This is a genomic window from Brevundimonas sp. EU05-FHT14B11 (assembly GCF_058790835.1).
The window spans coordinates 1,185,007-1,200,920 of record NZ_JBYTCY010000001.1; the positions used below are offsets into that span (position 1 = coordinate 1,185,007).

Consider the following 15,914-nt stretch of genomic DNA (forward strand, 5'->3'; position numbering starts at 1 on the left):
GGCGAACCGTCCCGCCCGCTCATGCCGGGATCAACATTCCCAGCTGGTGTAGTCGTACGAGTCGCCCATCGTCAGGTCCGGCCAGCCGTTGTAGCCGTCCCAGGATTCCCAGCCGTCGCAGCCCATGTAGTTGGTCGAGACCAGCTGGCCGTTGATGTAATAGGTATACATATACCCCATCGTCTGGGGTCCCCAGTAGTAGCTGGTCTGCGCCGCGGCCGGGCTTGCCGCGGCCGCTGCGATCGAGCCCGCCAGGGCGGTCAGAAGCAGGATACGGGGAAGTTTCATCGTCCACTCTCCAAAGTCTGCCATGCCCTGCTGATGCAGGGCCGACGGCACGCTCGGGTGACGATCAGGGGTTGTCAATGCCAGGCCTTCACCCGTTCTGGTCGTTAACGACGCCAGGGGCGGAATTTCAGGGACTTGGCCTCAGGGCCGTCTCGCCAGCACCGGCTGATCCATGAAGGCGGCGTCCAGTCCGTAGCCGGCGAACCGCGCCAGCCGCTCCCGCAGCCGCCCGTGGCTTGCGGGTTCAGCCCCGACCCGGTCCGCCTCCGGCAGGAAGACGTTCTCGGCCCGGAAGGTCCAGGCGGCGACCTTCAGCCCCGCCGCGTGGGCGTCCGCGATCAACGAGGACGGCGCGCCCGGCGTCGGCTCGATCATCGCCGTGTCGGCCCCGATCCAGTCGGCATAGGCCTTCACTGCCGCCAGCCCCCCGGGCGTCGCCATCGCCGCATAGGTCAGCGCCGGCCGGTCCGCCGGACCGCCTTCGCCGGCCATCAGCTGCAGCAGGGGCGTGTCGATCCGGGCGCTGAGCCGCTCCAGCGGTCCGACCTCGAAACACTGGACCAGCACCGGCGCGTTCGCGCCCGTCAGCCCGTGCCGCTCCAGCACCGCCACGAAGGCGTTCTCCATCGGCAGGCCCAGGGCGGCGAAGTGCGAGGGGTGCTTCAGCTCCGGCGCGACGCCGATGGTCCGGCCGGTCCGCGCCGAGGCCTCGCGGGCGATGTCCAGCACCTGCTCGAAGGTCAGGATCGGCTCCTGCCCGTCGAAGGCCGTTCCGCGCAACGCGGGCAGCCGCTCGCGGGCGCGCAGGGTCATCAGCTCGGCCAGGGTGAAGTCCTCGGTGAACCAGCCGGTGACGGACTCCCCGTCGATGGTGCGGGTCGCGCGGCGGTCGGCGAACTCCGGATGGGCGGCCACGTCGGTGGTTCCGCCGATCTCGTTCTCGTGCCGGACCACCAGGATCCCGTCGCGGGTCATGACCAGGTCGGGCTCGATGATGTCGGCGCCCTGTTCGATGGCCCGCTCGTAGGCCATGCGGGTGTGCTCGGGCCGTTCGCCCGAGGCGCCGCGGTGGGCGATGATCAGCACGTCGGCCACGGCGGGGCTCGCGGTCAGCAACAGAAGGGCGGTCAGGATGATCCGGAACATGGCGCAGCGATAGCGCAGCCGGACGACAGGCCGGTGAAGGCCTAGGCCCCCAGGATCCAGCCTTCTTCCTGCTCGACCCGCGCGATCAGGGCCTCGTCCGCGCCCTTGGGCGGGGCGAAGGCCTTCGCCAGGTCGCCGGCCTCATCCATCTTCGCCAGCGCCTCGGCGGTGGTGCGCACCTGGGCCTGGTCCTTGAACTCGCCCGCTTCCGGCTTGGCGTCGAACATGGACGGCCAGACCTCGACGACCACGGCCGACAGGGGCTCGACGTCCGCCGTGTCCAGCGCGCGCCAGCCGGTGCCGAACGGCCAGACGGCGCCCGACGGACCCAGGCTCTCCAGCAGGCGGCGCACCATCGGGATGCCCACCAGCGTCTGGCCGCCGACGGCGCCCGCGCCGTGCATCTGCCAGACCGACTTGGGCTGCAGCTTGCCCTTGCGGACCGCGTCCTCAGTGGCGCGGAACTCGGGGATGTCGGCGCCGGCGCCCGCGGGCGGTTTGGTGGTGGTCAGCCAGCGCTGCGCCTGCTTGGCGGGCGCGCCCCACATCGGCCAGGCCTCGTCCGTCATCAGCCGGTTGATCTTGGCCGCGACCTGGTAGCGGTTGTTGGAGTTGTCCGCCTTGTCGACGATGTTGGCCGCGATGAATTTCCACATCGCCGACCACGGGGTCCCGTCCAGCTTCAGCCGCGCCGCCGTGCCCGCCGGATAGCCGAAGTTGAAGTCGAAACCGACCAGCACGCGGTCGCCGCGCTTGCGGTGTTCCGAGACCAGCTTGTTCAGCAGGGCCTCGCCCTCGGCGCGCGTCGCGGTGTTGTGGGTCTCGGTGTAGAGGCGGAAGCGCACGTCGCGCTTGGCCACGCCGATCCACACCGACTGATCGCCCAGCTTCTTGCCCTCGGCGGCGGTCCAGTCGGCAATGATCACGGCGTCGAACAGGCGGGCCAAGACGGCCTCCTTCAGGCTTACTCAAGACAGGTTGGGGGCGCTTCTAGCGCTCTCGCGTCGGGGGAGGAACCCCGCAGTCGCTCAACCCTTCAGCAGGGCTTCCAGATGCGACAGCCAGCGGCGGCCCAGCCGCAGCGCTTCGCCGGGCGAGCTGGTCTGGACGGGCAGGGTAGCATCCCACAGGGCCAGCTCGAACTCGGGGTGGCGGGCGTCCGCGAACATCAGCCGCAGCACCACCTGCTCGGCGTCGGGGGCCAGGATGTCCAGCGACTTGCGCGCCTCGCCCCGGCGCACCCGGGCGACCACATGGCCGTCGACAATGATCTCGCCGCCCTCGATCTCCTCAAAGGCGTAGACCAGTCCCGCCGCGCCTCGGTTCCACAGTACGGCGACCTGCGCCCCGTCGAAGTCCAGCCCGGCGGCGCGGCCCTCGGCGGGCGACAGGGCCTCGGCCTCGGGAACCGCGCCCAGCGATTTCAGCAGCGCCCGGCGCATCCGGCGCACGGGCTCCATCCACCAGACCAGCAGCAGCGCCCCGGTGGTCAGCGCCGCCGCGGCCAGCGCCACCAGCAGGACCACCCGGAACACCTCGCTCAAGGTCAGTCCTCCAGCTCGACAACCACGGGGACGTGGTCGGACGGCTTGTCCATGTCGCGGGCGTCCCGGTGGGTCTCGACGCCCAGGAACCGGTCCGCCGCCTGCGGCGACAGCAGGTGGAAGTCGATGCGGATGCCGTGGTCGCGCTGCCAGGCGCCGGCCTGATAGTCCCAGAAGGTGTAGGTTCCCGGCGGCTGCTTGCCCAGCTCGCCGGCATCGCTCAGGCCGAGGTAGCGCAGGGCGCGGAAGGCGGCGCGGCTCTCGGGCTGGAACAGCGCGTCGTTGACCCAGGCGGAGGGATTCTTGGCGTCCTCAGGCGTCGGGATGACGTTGTAGTCGCCGCACAGGGTGAAGGCCTCTTCCTGCGCCAGCAGGGTCCGGGCGTGGGCCTCCAGCCGCTCCATCCAGCCCAGCTTGTAGGCGAACTTGGGGCTCTCCACCGGATTGCCGTTGGGCAGGTAGAGACAGCCGACCCGCACCGGACGCGGGCATTCGATCAGGGCCTCGATGTAGCGGGAGTGGACACCCTCGTCCTCGACCCCGGACTGGTCCTCGCCGGGCAGGCCGCGACGGACCTCGGACATCGGGAATTTCGAGAGCAGGGCGACGCCGTTATAGGTCTTCTGCCCGTGGACCTCGACGTTGTAGCCGAGGCTTTCGAACGCCTCGCGCGGGAATTTCTCATCCACGCATTTGATTTCCTGGAAGCCGACGACGTCAGGCTGGGCCGCTTCCAGCCACGCCAGCACGGTGGGCAGGCGGGCGTTGACCGAATTCACGTTCCAGGTGGCGATGCGCATGGGGTGCAAGCTAAGGCGCGTCGGGGGGCTCTGTGAAGCGCTGATCGCCGCAACGAAAAACGCCCCGGAGTTTCCTCCGGGGCGCTAATCGTTCGGCCGTAAGGACGCCTCAGGGGCGGCCGCCGGTCGCCGGGGCGGCGGCCGGAGCCGGGGTCAGGGTGCAACCCCCGCCGATGCGCTGGGCGGTGGCGCAGGGGTAGACCTGCTGGGTCACGCCTTCGTTGTTGACGCGGGCGATATAGCCCTGGCCCTCAGCGGCGCATTTGGCTTCGTAGAAGCGGCCGTTGGCGTTCTCGCCCATCATGCGGACCTGGGTGACGCTGCAATCCGAGGCGTCGGTGCCGGCCAGCTTGGGCTGGAAGCTCTGGGCCTGTTCCTGGGCCGTGGTGAAGCGGCACGAACCGTTCATGGACGCGATCTGCAGGCAATCCTTCAGATCCCAGCCGGTGGCGGTCTTTTCCAGCCAGTAGCCGTCGGCGCCGGCGCAGCCGACTTCGTAGACCATGTTGTTGCCGTCGCTCTTGCCGATGGCCAGGGCCTCGTCGACCGTGCAGGTCGCGCCGGCGGCGCGGGCCCAGCCGCCGATGACGGCGACGCCGTTCTGGTTGGCGGGCAGGGCGCACTGCTGGCCGACGTCGGCGTTCGGATCGCGCGCACGGGCGATGGCGGCGGTGCCGGCCAGCTCGATGCAGCCGAAGGCCTGCGGCGGGGTCGAGGCGATCAGGATGTAGCCTTCGCCGCCGGCGCAGGCGGTTTCATAGACCTGGGACTCGCCGATTACGCCGGGATTGGTGGCCTCGACCAGCTCGCAGGTCACGCTGGCGGCGGTCAGCTGGGCCTGGGCGGCGGCGCGGACCTGCTCCGGCGTCGGCGGCGCGGCGGGAGCCGGGCGCGAACGGTCCTGGCGACGCTGGCGCGGCGAAGCGGCGGCGGGAGGCGGGGAACGGTCGCCGAGACGGCCCGGCTGGACGCGCGTGCCGTTGATCGTGCCGCTGGCGCGATCCGTTTCCGTGATCGGGCCGCCGGTGGGCGCGGTTTGGGCGAACGCCGGCTGGGCCACGCCCATCAGCACCGCAAAGGCGCCCGCCAGGCCGATGATCTTTCTGTTGAACACGGGGTCACTCCGGAAGGTAAATCTTCGATCGACACCCTTGGCGAGCGGTTGGAGCCGGGTCAAGGCTCTGACCGGTGATGCTGGACGAGAGGCGGCGGTTCGGTCTATCCATCCTGCGTTGCGATTGGAGACGGACTTGGCGGACGGCGTGATCCCGGCGGAGACCGAGGCGAGGCCCGCCGAGCGGGGCCTGACCTATCCGTTCGCCGGACCTCCGGCCTCGGGCGAGGCGGTCATCGTCGCGCCGGACGTGCTGTGGATGCGCGTCGCCATGCCGATGCAGCTGGATCACATCAACGTCTATGCGGTGCGCGACGGCGACGGCTGGGCGGTCATCGACTGCGGCCTGGCGCTCGACGCGACCAAGGCCGAATGGGAGCTCCTGCTGGCCGGCCCGATGGGCGGAGACCCGGTCACCCGGGTGATCTGCACCCATATGCATCCCGACCACATCGGCCTGGCCGGCTGGCTGTGCGAGCGGTTCAACGCGCCGCTGGTCATGACCCGCCTGGAATATGTGATGGCCCGGATGCTGCTGGCCGACACCGGCACGCCGGCGCCGGAAAGCGGAGCGGACTTCTATCGCGCCTCGGGCTGGGACGAGGCGCAGATCGAGCGCTACCGCCGTGAGTTCGGGCGCTTCGGCATGGCCGTCTCGCCGCTGCCCGCCGGCTATCAGCGGATTCGCGAGGGCGACCGGCTGAGCATCGGCGGCCGGGACTGGCGCATCGTCGTCGGCGAGGGCCACAGCCCCGAACACGCCTGCCTGTGGCGCGAGGACGACGGCGTCGTGCTGGGCGGCGACCAGATCCTGCCGCGCATCTCGTCCAACGTCTCCGTCTGGCCGACCGAGGCCGACGCCGATCCTCTGGGCGACTGGCTGGCCTCGCTGGAGCGGATGAAGACGGTCTTTCCGGACGATATCCTGATCCTGCCGTCGCACGGAGAGGTCTTCCGCGGCGCCCACGCCCGGCTGGACGCCCTGATCCGCGGTCATCACGTGGCGCTGAAACGCCTCGACCGGTCGCTGAGGGAGCCGAAACGGGCGGTGGACGTGTTCCCGGCCCTGTTCGCCCGCCCGGTAGGCGACGGCGTGCGCGGCATGGCCACCGGCGAGAGCATCGCCCACTTGAATTACATGCTGCTGAGAGGTCTGGCCGTTCGCGAACGCGATGCGGACGGCGTCGACTGGTGGCGCTCAACGACACAAGGGGAGGAAGCGGCATGACCGACCACATCAAGACCGAGCTGGCGAACGGCGTGCTGACCGTCACCCTGGCCCGCGCCGACAAGAAGAACGCCATCACCCAGGCCATGTACGCCGCCCTGGCGGAGGCGACCGAGCGCGCGCGCACCGACGACGCGGTGCGGGTGCTGCTGTTCCGGGGCGAGGGCGACAGCTTCTCGGCGGGCAACGATATCGGCGACTTCATCGCCATCGGCTCGCAGACCGACAAGCCCTTCGACATGTCGGTGTTCCGCTTCCTCAAATCCCTCGCCGACCTGGACAAGCCTGCGGTGGCGGCGGTGCGCGGCCGGGCCGTCGGCATCGGCCTGACCCTGCTGCTTCACTGCGACATGGTGGTGGTGGCCGAGGACGCGCTGCTGTCCGCGCCCTTCATCAACCTGGCCCTGGCGCCGGAGGCGGCGTCCTCCATGCTGCTGCCGGCGGTGCTGGGCCACCAGCGGGCGTTCGAGATCTTCGCCCTGGGTGAGCCGATCGACGGCAGGACCGCCGTGGCCTGGGGCCTGGCCAACCGCGCCGTCGCCGCCGGTCAGGTCGAGGCCACGGCCGCCGAACTGGCCGCCAAACTGGCCGCCCGGGCGCCCAACTCCATCCGCAAGACCAAGCAGCTGATGCGCGACGCGGAACGCCTGTGGGCGCTGATGCAGCGCGAGGGCGAGGCCTTCGGCAGCCAGATGAAGAGCCCCGAGGCGATGGAGGCCTTCATGGCCTTCACCCAGAAGCGCGCGCCCGATTTCTCGAAAGTCGGTTGATTCCCCGGAGCGCGCGCCTTAGGTGCGCGCGCTCATGACCGACGCCGCCCTGCAGACCACCGTGCGCATCGACGCCGAAACGCCCGCCGACGCCGCGTCGGTGGAGGCCCTGGTCATGGCCGCGTTCGGCCCGGGCCGTTACGCAAAGACCGCCGAGCGCATCCGCGAGCAGGCGGGCGTCGCCGCCGGCTTCGTGGCGCGGGAGGATGGCCGGGTGATCGGCGCGGTGCGGCTGTGGACCATCCTGGTCGGCGACCGTCCGGCCCTGTTCCTGGGCCCCATCACCGTCTCGGCGGACAGCCGCAAGGGCGGGCTGGGCGCGGATCTGGTGCAGGCCTGCATCGACCATGCAGGCCGGACCGGCGTCCTGCTGGTCGGCGACGCCCCCTATTTCGGCCGGTTCGGCTTCCGCCATGCGCCGGACGTCCGCCTGCAGGGACCGGTGGACCCGCGCCGCGTGCTGTGGCTGGGCGTGGGCGAGCCCTCGGGAATCGTCCGTCCCGCCTGAGCGGGTTTGCACGCCGGGGCGGACCGCCTAAGTCTGCTCCATGGCCGACGCTGACAAGACAACAGGACTGGCCGCCATGGCCGAGGCGGCGAAGCAGGCTCCGGGCCGCGGCCTGCCGCCGGTCCACCTGTGGCATCCGGCCCATTGCGGCGACATCGACATCGTCATCCGCCGCGACGGCGTCTGGCTGCACGAGGGCTCGCCCATCGGCCGGGCCGAACTGGTGCGGCTGTTCTCGACCATCCTGCGCAAGGACGCCGACGGCTATGTGCTGGTCACGCCGGGCGAGAAGCTGGCCATCGCCGTCGAGGACCTGCCGTTCCGCGCCGTCTCGGTCGAGCGCCGGGGCGAGGCGCTGGTCTTCACCACCGATGTCGGCGACCAGACGACGGCCGGGCCGGACGCGCCCATCGTGGTCGAGACCGATCCGACGACCGGAGAGCCTGCGCCCCGCGTGCGGGTCCGCGCCGACTTGTGGGCGCGCATCGCCCGCCCGGTCTTCTATGAACTGGTCGAGGCGGCCTCGGTCGAGGACGGACGGCTGACCGTCCGTTCCGGCGGTGCGGCCTTCGCCCTGGGACCGGTCGGGGCCGGCGTCGAATGAGCCTGGCGACGCTGCGGACCCGGCTGATCGAGCACCTGATCCATCCCGACGGCTGGTCGGTGGACGACGCCGCCTCACGGTCGGACTACGACCTGAATCCCGATGCGCGATCGACGGGGAAGGCCCTCCGTCCGGCCGCGGTTCTGGTGCCCGTCATCGCCCGGCCGGAAGGCGCGACGGTGCTGCTCACCCGCCGCTCCGACACTCTGGCCAGCCACACGGGTCAGATCGCCTTCCCCGGCGGCCGCCTGGATCCCGGCGAGACGGCCGTCGAGGCCGCGCTGCGCGAGGCCTTCGAGGAGGTCGCGCTCGACCCCGGCGTGGTCGAGGTGCTGGGCGTCGGCGACGCCTATGAGACCGTGACCGGCTTCCTGGTCACGCCGGTGATCGGCTGGCTGGCCGAGCCGCCGTCCGTGACCGCCTCGCCAGACGAGGTGGCCGAGGTGTTCGAGGCGCCGTGGGACTTCCTGATGGATCCGGCCAATCACCGTCGCGATTCGTATGAGCTGGAGGGTCAGCCGCGCCGCTGGTTCTGGGCCATGCCCTATGAGGAGCGCTACATCTGGGGCGCGACGGCGGGGATCGTGCGCGGCCTGTGCGCCCGGCTGTACGGCGACGAGGCCGAACCGGTCGCCGCCGCCGGGGAGGATGCGGCGTGACCGTGCTGACCGGACAGGCCTGGCTGACGGCGTCCGCGACCCGTTCGGTCCTGGCGGCGCTGGAGGCGGCGGGCGGCCCCGGCTGCGCCCGCTTCGTCGGCGGCTGCGTGCGCAACGCCCTGATGGGCCGCGAGATCGACGACATCGACATCGCCACCACCCTGAAGCCGGAGGAGACCGAGCGTGCGATCCGCGCCGCCGGCCTGAAGGCCGTGCCCACCGGCATCGCCCACGGCACGGTGACGGCGGTGGCCGAGCGGCAGCCGTTCGAGATCACCACCCTGCGCCGGGACGTCTCGACCGATGGACGAAACGCCACCGTGGCCTTCACCGACGACTGGGCCGAGGACGCCGCGCGCCGCGACTTCCGGCTGAACGCCCTCTATGCGGACGGCGAAGGCCGGGTGTTCGATCCGACCGGCCAGGGCGTCGCCGACGCGGCGGCGGGCCGGATCGTCTTCGTCGGTGATCCCGGGACCCGCATCCGCGAGGACTATCTGCGCATCCTGCGCTTCTTCCGCTTCTTCGCCTGGTATGGGCGGGGCGAGCCGGACGCCGCCGGGCTGGACGCCTGTCGCGACTTGGCGCCGGGCATGACCCGCCTGTCCGCCGAGCGAGTGTCCAAGGAGCTGATGAAGCTGCTGGCGGCGACGGATCCGCGACCGGCCATGGCGGCCATGGAGAAGACCGGCGTGCTGGCGCAGGTGCTGCCCGAGGCGGGGCCCCTGACGCTGTTCGACGCCGTCGTGGACCTGAGCGACGATCCCGTGGTCCGGCTGATGACCCTGTTCCCCGTGGACGCCGAGGCCATGCGGCGGGCGTCGGAGCGGCTGCGTTTCCCGAACGCGGCGCGGGACCGGCTGGTCGGTTCGGCGCTGGCGGCGCCGGTCGTGTCTCTGGACATGAGCGACGCCCAGGCGCGGGCGGCGGTCTATCGCCAGGGCGGCCGCGCCGTCGCCGACGCCCTGATGCGCCTTCACGCCGCCGCGCCGGGGCGGGGCGAGGCGGCCATGCGTCTGCTGGGCGTCGCGAACGGCTGGGTTCGGCCACGTCTGCCGGTCGGCGGCAAGGAGGTGGCGCGCCTGGGGCTTGAACCGGGTCCCGAGACCGGTCGCCTGCTCAAGGCCTTCGAGGACAGCTGGATCGCCGCCGACTTCCCGGGCGAGGGCCACGCCGAACGGCTGGCGGCGCTGGTCAATCCGCGGCGCGGGTGAACTCGGTCACGACCGGGCGGTGGTCCGATCCATTGGGCCGTCCCAGCTTGCGGCTGACGAAGGCCAGGTCGGGCGAGCGCCAAACCTGATCGATGGTGACGTTCAGGGGCGAGGGCAGCTGGCTGGGCCAGGTGCCGGGGAAGCCGCCGGCCGGGGCGAGACCCAGGTCCTGCTTCATCTGCCGCCCGATGCGGGCGTTGGAGACGCTGTTGAAGTCCCCCGCGATGATCACCGGACCCGCGAGGGTTCGGCGGATGTCGCCCAGCGCCATGGTCTGGCTGATCTGGCCCCACTGCGGCTGGAACGGCCAAGGACGGGTCAGGTGGACGCCGACGACGTTCAGCGCGCCAAGCGGGGTCTGCGCCACGGCTGTGACCGAATGCAGCCCGTCCGGCCGGTTCTCGACCTGCCGCAACGGCCAGCGCGAGGCGATGATCGAGCGTGACGGCCCGCGGGTCTCGTCCGGCCGCATCGAGGCGGCGCGATAGGGATAGTCCGCCAGCAGTTCGTCCAGACGGCCGATCGGCCCGCGTCCCAGTTCGATCAGGATGATGATGTCCGGGTTCGCCGCCTCGATGGACCGGCGCATCGCGGCGACGTCGTCGTTCAGATAATAGACGTTGGCCGAGTACAGCCGGACCACGGGCGCGCCGGCTTGGGGCTTGCCCGCCGGGGGAAGCCACTGCGGCGCGACACAGGCCAGCAAGGCCAGGCTCGCCGCCACGCCGGCCCATGCCGCCGCTTTCAGGCGCAGGATCGCCAGGAACAGGGTCGCGACGATCACCGCGAACAGCCCCGGCGCGGTGAACTGGGCGAGGATGTCCACCCAGCGATGGCCCACGCCGAAGCGGATGGCCGCCGAGACGATCAGCACCCCGACGAAACCGAGCGCGCACAGGGCGCCGCCCCACCGCCGGACCACGGTCCAGGCCGAAGAACGCCCTTGCGCTTTATGATGAACGCCGGTCTCCATGGCGCGTTACGGTCTCGCTTCGGAGGATGGAATGCCCAGACGGACCATCGGCGATATCGAGAAAATCTGGACCAATGTCGAGGGCGTCAAAAAGCTCTCGGATCGGGTGATCGGCATCGGGCCGTTCGGGGTGGGCATGGACGGCCTGCTGACCTGGGTCCCGCTGGTGGGCAGCGCCTATACGATCGGCGCCGCCGGCTGGCTGATGATTCAGGCCGTGCGGGCCAGGGCGGCGCCCGGAACGCTCGTGCGGATGGCCGGCTACCTGGGCCTCGACAGCGTGACCACGGCGGTGGGCGAGGTGCCCTTCCTCGACTTCGTGCCGAACGTCGTCGACGTGCTGTTCCCGGGGCACCTGATGGCGGCCAAGGCGCTGCAGAAGGACATCCAGACCACCCACTGGGTCGAGGCCAATGAGCGTGAGGCCCGTGCGTCCGGCGAACATGACCGCCATGTCGCCAAGGTGAAGAGCGACCCGAACCTGCGCCGCATCGTCTACCTCCACGACTGAGAAGACGCGGGAGTTAATGTTGAACCATCGGATCGGTGACGCCTAACCCTCTGAACTGATAGAAGAACGTGCCCTCGTCAGCGTCATGAGCCCGCCTGAGGACGCCGCGCCCGCACACTGATCTCCGACGATGTTTCGGAGACTTCCTTCCATGAGCGACGACCAGTCTGCGCGCCTGGGCCTGCCCTATCTGGCGGCCGGGCAGATGCAGAAGCATGTGACCCTCAACGAGGCCCTGACCCGGCTGGACGCCCTGGTCCAGACCACGGTCGCCAGCCGCACGACGGCGGTCCAGCCGGCGGCGCCGGAGGATGGCCTGCTTCATATCCTGCCGGCCGGGGCCGGCGGTCCGGCGTGGAGCGCCTTCACCGCCGGTGATCTGGTTCGGGCCGAGATGGGCGGCTGGATCGGCGTCGAGGCGACCGACGGCCTGCTGGCCTGGGTGGCCGACGAGGCCGCCTTCGTGGTGCGCGAGGGCGGCGGCTGGAGCCCGCTCGGCGCGCGGCTGGGCGAGGTCGGGCCGCTGGACCGTCTGGGCGTGGGGACGCTGGCGGACGCCGCCAATCCCTTCGCCGCCAAGCTGAATAAGGCGCTGTGGACCGCGCGGGAAGCCGCCGAGGGCGGCGACGGCGATCTGAGGATGACGCTCAACAAGGCGGCGCCGGCGGACGTCCTCTCCCTGCTGTTCCAGTCGGGCTACGGCGGCCGGGCCGAGCTGGGGCTCATAGGCGATGACGACCTGACGCTGAAGGTCAGCCCGGACGGCGCCGCCTGGCGCACGGCGCTGAGCGTCGACCGCGCGACGGGGCGAGTGTCCTTCAGCCAGGGGGCTGGGCGCCGGGAGACCACGGTCTTCACTACCGGCGGATCGTGGACTCCGCCCGCCTGGGCGCGAAGCGTCGAGGTCGTCGTCGTCGGCGGGGGCGGCGGTGGCGGAGCCGGGGCCTTCGGCGCCTCGGGCGCCCGATATGGCGGTGGAGGCGGCGGGGCCGGGGGCGCCGTTCTGGCCGTCTGGGCGGCGAACCAACTGACGTCGGCCTTGACGGTGACGGTCGGCTCGGGCGGCGCCGGCGGCGTGGCCGCGGCGGGAGCCTCGGGCGGCGCCTCCGCTGTGCATCTGAACGGGACCGCGCTGATCTCGGCCGGCGGCGGCGGGGCCGGCGGACTGGGCGGCGGCGCAAGCGGAGCGGCGGGCATTGGCGGCGCCGGTGCGCTCAACGCCAACGGCGGAGGGGCGTCGAGCGTCTCGGCCGCAGGAGCTGCGGGTGGAGCCTTCGACCGGCCGGACGGCGCGGGCGGGGGCGGAGCGGGCGGCGGGCTCGATGCGGGCGGAAACGTCCGGTCCGGCGGTCCGGGCGGCGACGGCGGCGCGGTGGTGGTCCGGGCGCCCGGCGGGGCGGCGGGGGCGGGCTCGACCGGTGCGGTCGGGACCGCCGCGCCGCTCGCGGACCTGCATTGGGCCGGTGGCGGCGGCGGCGGCGGTGGAGCCGTCGCGTCGGGCGCCGGTCATGCCGGCGGGGCCGGAGGGGCCGTGGGCGGCGGCGGCGGAGGCGGGGGCGCGGGCGTGACCGCAGGCGGCGTCGGAGGCTCCGGCGCGCCCGGCGTCGTCTGGCTGATCGCCCAGGGATGAGGTCCGCCATGCACGCCGACTGGACTCCCGACGAGGCCGAGACCCTGGACCCCGACGCCCGGGAAGTCCCGCTGCGGCTGACGAAGGATGAATTGCTTGCGTCGGCGGACGTGGGCTGGCGGCGCCACGGATGGCGCCTTGATGAGATGGAGGACGACCGATGACCGATCCTGCGATCCCTGAAGAGGTCTCGCCGCTGGCCGAGGGGCGGTGGCTGTGGCGCCGCCTCTATGTGTTCGCCACGAGCGGCGTCGCCTGGCTGTTGCTGGACCGGCTGATCCCCTTGGTCCCCGCCGCGGCGGCGCCGCGGCTGGTCGAGGGGCTGATGAGCCTGCTGGCCCTGACCATGGTGCTCTATCTGGTCGCGCCCAGCGCGCAGCAGCTGATCGTCAGCCTGCGCCTTCTGCGGCCCGGACCGGGCGGGGAGGGACGCTGATGGCCTTCCGCCTCTCCACCCGCTCCCTGACCCGCATGGCGGGCGTGCATCCTCGCCTGGTCGCCGTGATCCAGGAGGCGATCACCCTGACGCCGGTGGACTTCATGGTCACCGAGGGACTGCGCACGCCCGATCGCCAGGCCGCCCTGGTGCGCGCCGGGGCGAGCCGGACGAAGAACTCGCGTCACCTGACCGGCCACGCGGTCGATGTCGCCGCCCTGATCGACGGGCAGGTGCGATGGGACTGGCCGCTGTATCCCCGCATCGCCGCGGCCTTCAAGGCCGCCGCCGCCCGGCAGGGAACGGCCATCGTCTGGGGCGGCGACTGGACGACCCTGCGCGACGGCCCGCATTTCGAGCTCGACCGGAAGGTCTTTCCGTGAGCCCGCGACCCCTCCTGCGTCTTCTGGCCCCGGCCGGCGTCGGGCTGGCCGCGATCATCCTGATCGTCGTCCTGGTCGTCGCCGGGCGCGGCCTGGGCCTGCACTGGGACCCGTTCGGTCTCGGCGCCCGGCGCCTGGACCGCGCCGAACGGCAGGCCGAGGCGGCGACCGCCGAGGCTCAGGCTCGCGGGCTGGAGGTCGAAGGCGCGGCGGCCCAGACCCGTCGTCTCGAACAGCAACATCAACAATCGGTCGATCTGGCGCGGGTCACCGCCGCCGCCGAGGCCAAGGCGAGGAACGCCCATGACTCCGATCTCCCGCTGGCCCCTGATCGCGTCGATCGCCTGCGCGGTCATGACCGCGAGCTGTGCCGCCTCGCGCCCGCCGTCTGCGTCGCCGCCCCGGCTGGTCCTGCCCCAGGCGGCGTTGACGCCGTGCCGGCTGGACCGACTGCCGGCCGCCCCGACCCTGGCGGATCTTGAGGCGTCCTATATGGCGCGCGGCCAGGCCCTGGCGGAGTGCGACGCCGCCCGGCAGGCGGCGGTCGAGACCCTGCGGGCCGAACGCGCCCTGCAGGACCGCTGGCGGAAGGGCGGATCGTAGGCTTGCGGCAGTTTCTGCAGGCCTTGCCCGGCAGATCTTGCCGGGACCCGGCAGAAATTACCGGGGTCGGTACGTGCTTAACAGGAACTAACGCAGCAAAAACAATGGTCGCTCGTCTGGCATGGCGGAAAAGCGACTGGCCCCGCCCTTGCTGCGGTGTCCCCTGAGCAAAATGCTCCCGGCCGCCAAAATGGCGTCGGACACCTTGAAACAAGGATACTCGTCATGGCGCTGAACAGCGTTAACACGAACGTGGGCGCAATGGTCGCCCTGCAGAACCTGTCGATCACGAACAGCGAACTGCAAACGGTTCAAAGCCGTATCAACACCGGCAAGGTCGTCTCGTCCGCCAAGGACAACGGCGCCATCTTCGCCATCGCCACCTCGCAACGTGCCGAAGTCAGCGCCCTGGGCGCTGTCAAGGACAGCCTGAACCGCGGTCAGTCGGCCGTGGACGTGGCGCTTTCGGCTGGTGAGTCGGTCTCTGACCTGCTCGGCCAACTGAAGGAAAAGGCCCTCTCGGCCACCGACAAGAGCCTGACCACTTCGGCTCGCGCTGCTCTGAACGAAGACTTCAAGGCCATTCGCGACCAGATCGCGACCGTGGTTTCGAACGCCAAGTTCAACGGCGTCAACCTGCTGGACAACTCGACCGGCACGGGTGGTTACAAGGCCCTGGCCAACACTTCGGGTACGACCATCAAGGTGGCGGGTGAAAACCTGTCGCTGGGCGGCGCCAACGTCACCGTCACCGCGACGATGACCATCGGCACCTCCACCCTGGCCGGCACGGCTCTGGCCGCCGTCAACGCCTCGATCGACAAGGTCTCGGCCTCGCTCGCCCGTCTGGGCACGGGTTCGAAGTCGTTCGGCACGCACCTGAACTTCGTCGGCAAGCTGCAAGACACCATCGAAGCCGGTGTCGGCAACCTGGTCGACGCCGACCTGGCCAAGGAAAGCGCCCGACTGCAAGCGCTGCAAACCAAGCAACAGCTGGGTGTGCAGGCTCTGTCGATCGCCAACTCCTCGACCTCCACGCTGCTGGGACTGTTCCGCTAAGGAACCTGACCGGAAGGGCGGGGTCCTAGGGCCCCGCCCAACCGCTCTCCAGTCCCCTTGAAGGGAACCGCCGTTTTAACAACGGTCGGCAGGAGACATGCAAAACAATGCGAAGATTGGCGCCGTAGCCGCTTACGAAATTCCGACCGTCCCCGTCGCCACTGGCGGCGATTTCCATGACTCCAGGGCGCAGCAGGATGCCGAACAGGCCGCTCGCTACCGTCTGGTGATCGAGGAAGGGCCCCGGTCCGGATCCTTCATCTACAAGACGATGGACCGGGTCACCGGCGAGGTCGTCAAGCAGCTGCCCCGCGAACAGGTCGTCGGCCTGATGCAGGACACCGGCTACAGCGCCGGCGCGGTGATCGACACCCGGGCCTGACGCATTCGAGACCCCACGAAACGCCGCGCAGGAGCGATCCGCGCGGTTAAGACGCGTGGTGA

The 15,914-nt window shown here is 70.9% G+C and carries 21 protein-coding genes; 14 read left to right on the forward strand and 7 right to left on the reverse strand.

The features are described 5' to 3' along the window. Nucleotides 1–30: 30 nt before the first annotated feature. The 6 genes from AC3WRV_RS05930 to AC3WRV_RS05955 form a co-directional block, all read right to left on the reverse strand. Nucleotides 31–288 (reverse strand): hypothetical protein, encoded by a 258-nt coding sequence (locus AC3WRV_RS05930; protein WP_492312513.1) that lies wholly within the window; start codon nt 286–288, stop codon nt 31–33. A gap of 141 nt (nt 289–429) precedes the next feature. Continuing rightward, complete coding sequence (locus tag AC3WRV_RS05935) at nt 430–1,434, reverse strand: glycerophosphodiester phosphodiesterase (protein WP_492312514.1); 1,005 nt, start codon at nt 1,432–1,434, stop codon at nt 430–432. 41 nt (nt 1,435–1,475) lie between these two features. Then, nucleotides 1,476–2,381 carry a cobalamin biosynthesis protein CbiG gene (locus tag AC3WRV_RS05940; protein WP_291838802.1) on the reverse strand — a complete coding sequence of 302 codons (906 nt, stop codon included), beginning with the start codon at nt 2,379–2,381 and terminating at the stop codon, nt 1,476–1,478. A gap of 81 nt (nt 2,382–2,462) precedes the next feature. After that, nucleotides 2,463–2,969: a hypothetical protein gene (locus AC3WRV_RS05945; RefSeq protein ID WP_291838819.1), complete on the reverse strand. Its 507-nt coding sequence runs from the start codon at nt 2,967–2,969 to the stop codon at nt 2,463–2,465. A gap of 11 nt (nt 2,970–2,980) precedes the next feature. After that, nucleotides 2,981–3,778, reverse strand: coding sequence for an exodeoxyribonuclease III (gene xth, locus AC3WRV_RS05950; RefSeq protein ID WP_492312515.1), 798 nt, complete (start codon nt 3,776–3,778; stop codon nt 2,981–2,983). Nucleotides 3,779–3,887: 109 nt separating this feature from the next. After that, on the reverse strand, nt 3,888–4,892 hold the full coding sequence (locus AC3WRV_RS05955) for a hypothetical protein (protein ID WP_492312516.1): 1,005 nt from the start codon (nt 4,890–4,892) through the stop codon (nt 3,888–3,890). Nucleotides 4,893–5,028: 136 nt separating this feature from the next. Between AC3WRV_RS05955 and AC3WRV_RS05960 the strand changes: the two genes are divergently transcribed. Genes AC3WRV_RS05960 through AC3WRV_RS05985 form a run of 6 tightly spaced genes read left to right on the forward strand, consistent with a single transcriptional unit; the run spans nt 5,029 to nt 9,875 of the window. After that, nucleotides 5,029–6,120, forward strand: coding sequence for an MBL fold metallo-hydrolase (locus AC3WRV_RS05960; RefSeq protein ID WP_291839615.1), 1,092 nt, complete (start codon nt 5,029–5,031; stop codon nt 6,118–6,120). Next, complete coding sequence (locus AC3WRV_RS05965) at nt 6,117–6,890, forward strand: enoyl-CoA hydratase-related protein (RefSeq protein ID WP_492312517.1); 774 nt, start codon at nt 6,117–6,119, stop codon at nt 6,888–6,890. The genes AC3WRV_RS05960 and AC3WRV_RS05965 overlap by 4 nt, the downstream gene beginning before the upstream one ends. 34 nt (nt 6,891–6,924) lie before the next feature. Then, nucleotides 6,925–7,398: a GNAT family N-acetyltransferase gene (locus tag AC3WRV_RS05970; protein ID WP_492312518.1), complete on the forward strand. Its 474-nt coding sequence runs from the start codon at nt 6,925–6,927 to the stop codon at nt 7,396–7,398. A gap of 40 nt (nt 7,399–7,438) precedes the next feature. Then, the gene (locus AC3WRV_RS05975) at nt 7,439–8,002 is read left to right on the forward strand and encodes a DUF1285 domain-containing protein (RefSeq protein WP_291839609.1); all 564 of its coding nucleotides are present in this window, start codon (nt 7,439–7,441) and stop codon (nt 8,000–8,002) included. Further along, nucleotides 7,999–8,661, forward strand: a complete 663-nt coding sequence (locus AC3WRV_RS05980) for a CoA pyrophosphatase (protein ID WP_492312519.1) — start codon at nt 7,999–8,001, stop codon at nt 8,659–8,661. Before AC3WRV_RS05975 ends, AC3WRV_RS05980 begins: the two co-directional genes overlap by 4 nt. Then, complete coding sequence (locus AC3WRV_RS05985) at nt 8,658–9,875, forward strand: CCA tRNA nucleotidyltransferase (RefSeq protein ID WP_492312520.1); 1,218 nt, start codon at nt 8,658–8,660, stop codon at nt 9,873–9,875. Before AC3WRV_RS05980 ends, AC3WRV_RS05985 begins: the two co-directional genes overlap by 4 nt. Here the strand turns inward: AC3WRV_RS05985 and AC3WRV_RS05990 are convergent. Further along, on the reverse strand, nt 9,856–10,848 hold the full coding sequence (locus tag AC3WRV_RS05990; RefSeq protein WP_492312521.1) for an endonuclease/exonuclease/phosphatase family protein: 993 nt from the start codon (nt 10,846–10,848) through the stop codon (nt 9,856–9,858). The two genes, AC3WRV_RS05985 and AC3WRV_RS05990, sit on opposite strands and share 20 nt — an antisense overlap. A gap of 31 nt (nt 10,849–10,879) precedes the next feature. Here AC3WRV_RS05990 and AC3WRV_RS05995 point away from each other — a divergent pair, with 31 nt between their 5' ends. The 8 genes from AC3WRV_RS05995 (at nt 10,880) to AC3WRV_RS06030 (ending at nt 15,852) form a co-directional block, all read left to right on the forward strand. Then, nucleotides 10,880–11,359, forward strand: coding sequence for a DUF4112 domain-containing protein (locus AC3WRV_RS05995; protein WP_492312522.1), 480 nt, complete (start codon nt 10,880–10,882; stop codon nt 11,357–11,359). Between the two features lie 151 nt (nt 11,360–11,510). Further along, nucleotides 11,511–12,989: a DUF2793 domain-containing protein gene (locus AC3WRV_RS06000; RefSeq protein WP_492312523.1), complete on the forward strand. Its 1,479-nt coding sequence runs from the start codon at nt 11,511–11,513 to the stop codon at nt 12,987–12,989. Between the two features lie 8 nt (nt 12,990–12,997). Then, entirely contained in the window at nt 12,998–13,153 is a 156-nt protein-coding gene (locus AC3WRV_RS06005) for a hypothetical protein (protein ID WP_291835245.1), read from the forward strand. Next, nucleotides 13,150–13,425, forward strand: coding sequence for a hypothetical protein (locus AC3WRV_RS06010; protein WP_291835243.1), 276 nt, complete (start codon nt 13,150–13,152; stop codon nt 13,423–13,425). Before AC3WRV_RS06005 ends, AC3WRV_RS06010 begins: the two co-directional genes overlap by 4 nt. Beyond that, nucleotides 13,425–13,808: a M15 family metallopeptidase gene (locus AC3WRV_RS06015; protein WP_492312524.1), complete on the forward strand. Its 384-nt coding sequence runs from the start codon at nt 13,425–13,427 to the stop codon at nt 13,806–13,808. The genes AC3WRV_RS06010 and AC3WRV_RS06015 overlap by 1 nt, the downstream gene beginning before the upstream one ends. Further along, nucleotides 13,805–14,290: a hypothetical protein gene (locus tag AC3WRV_RS06020; RefSeq protein WP_492312525.1), complete on the forward strand. Its 486-nt coding sequence runs from the start codon at nt 13,805–13,807 to the stop codon at nt 14,288–14,290. Before AC3WRV_RS06015 ends, AC3WRV_RS06020 begins: the two co-directional genes overlap by 4 nt. Nucleotides 14,291–14,636: 346 nt before the next feature. Continuing rightward, nucleotides 14,637–15,470 (forward strand): flagellin, encoded by an 834-nt coding sequence (locus tag AC3WRV_RS06025; RefSeq protein ID WP_291835234.1) that lies wholly within the window; start codon nt 14,637–14,639, stop codon nt 15,468–15,470. Between the two features lie 97 nt (nt 15,471–15,567). After that, the gene (locus AC3WRV_RS06030; protein ID WP_492312526.1) at nt 15,568–15,852 is read left to right on the forward strand and encodes a hypothetical protein; all 285 of its coding nucleotides are present in this window, start codon (nt 15,568–15,570) and stop codon (nt 15,850–15,852) included. Nucleotides 15,853–15,914: the final 62 nt, after the last annotated feature.

Bases quoted from the DNA above. Each gene is read 5' to 3' on its own strand.
- AC3WRV_RS05930 (WP_492312513.1), bottom strand. From the start codon at position 288: ATGAAACTTCCCCGTATCCTGCTTCTGACCGCCCTGGCGGGCTCGATC.
- AC3WRV_RS05935 (WP_492312514.1), bottom strand. From the start codon at position 1,434: ATGTTCCGGATCATCCTGACCGCCCTTCTGTTGCTGACCGCGAGCCCC.
- xth (WP_492312515.1), bottom strand. From the start codon at position 3,778: ATGCGCATCGCCACCTGGAACGTGAATTCGGTCAACGCCCGCCTGCCC.
- AC3WRV_RS05965 (WP_492312517.1), top strand. From the start codon at position 6,117: ATGACCGACCACATCAAGACCGAGCTGGCGAACGGCGTGCTGACCGTC.
- AC3WRV_RS05970 (WP_492312518.1), top strand. From the start codon at position 6,925: ATGACCGACGCCGCCCTGCAGACCACCGTGCGCATCGACGCCGAAACG.
- AC3WRV_RS05975 (WP_291839609.1), top strand. From the start codon at position 7,439: ATGGCCGACGCTGACAAGACAACAGGACTGGCCGCCATGGCCGAGGCG.
- AC3WRV_RS05980 (WP_492312519.1), top strand. From the start codon at position 7,999: ATGAGCCTGGCGACGCTGCGGACCCGGCTGATCGAGCACCTGATCCAT.
- AC3WRV_RS05990 (WP_492312521.1), bottom strand. From the start codon at position 10,848: ATGGAGACCGGCGTTCATCATAAAGCGCAAGGGCGTTCTTCGGCCTGG.
- AC3WRV_RS05995 (WP_492312522.1), top strand. From the start codon at position 10,880: ATGCCCAGACGGACCATCGGCGATATCGAGAAAATCTGGACCAATGTC.
- AC3WRV_RS06000 (WP_492312523.1), top strand. From the start codon at position 11,511: ATGAGCGACGACCAGTCTGCGCGCCTGGGCCTGCCCTATCTGGCGGCC.
- AC3WRV_RS06005 (WP_291835245.1), top strand. From the start codon at position 12,998: ATGCACGCCGACTGGACTCCCGACGAGGCCGAGACCCTGGACCCCGAC.
- AC3WRV_RS06010 (WP_291835243.1), top strand. From the start codon at position 13,150: ATGACCGATCCTGCGATCCCTGAAGAGGTCTCGCCGCTGGCCGAGGGG.
- AC3WRV_RS06015 (WP_492312524.1), top strand. From the start codon at position 13,425: ATGGCCTTCCGCCTCTCCACCCGCTCCCTGACCCGCATGGCGGGCGTG.
- AC3WRV_RS06025 (WP_291835234.1), top strand. From the start codon at position 14,637: ATGGCGCTGAACAGCGTTAACACGAACGTGGGCGCAATGGTCGCCCTG.
- AC3WRV_RS06030 (WP_492312526.1), top strand. From the start codon at position 15,568: ATGCAAAACAATGCGAAGATTGGCGCCGTAGCCGCTTACGAAATTCCG.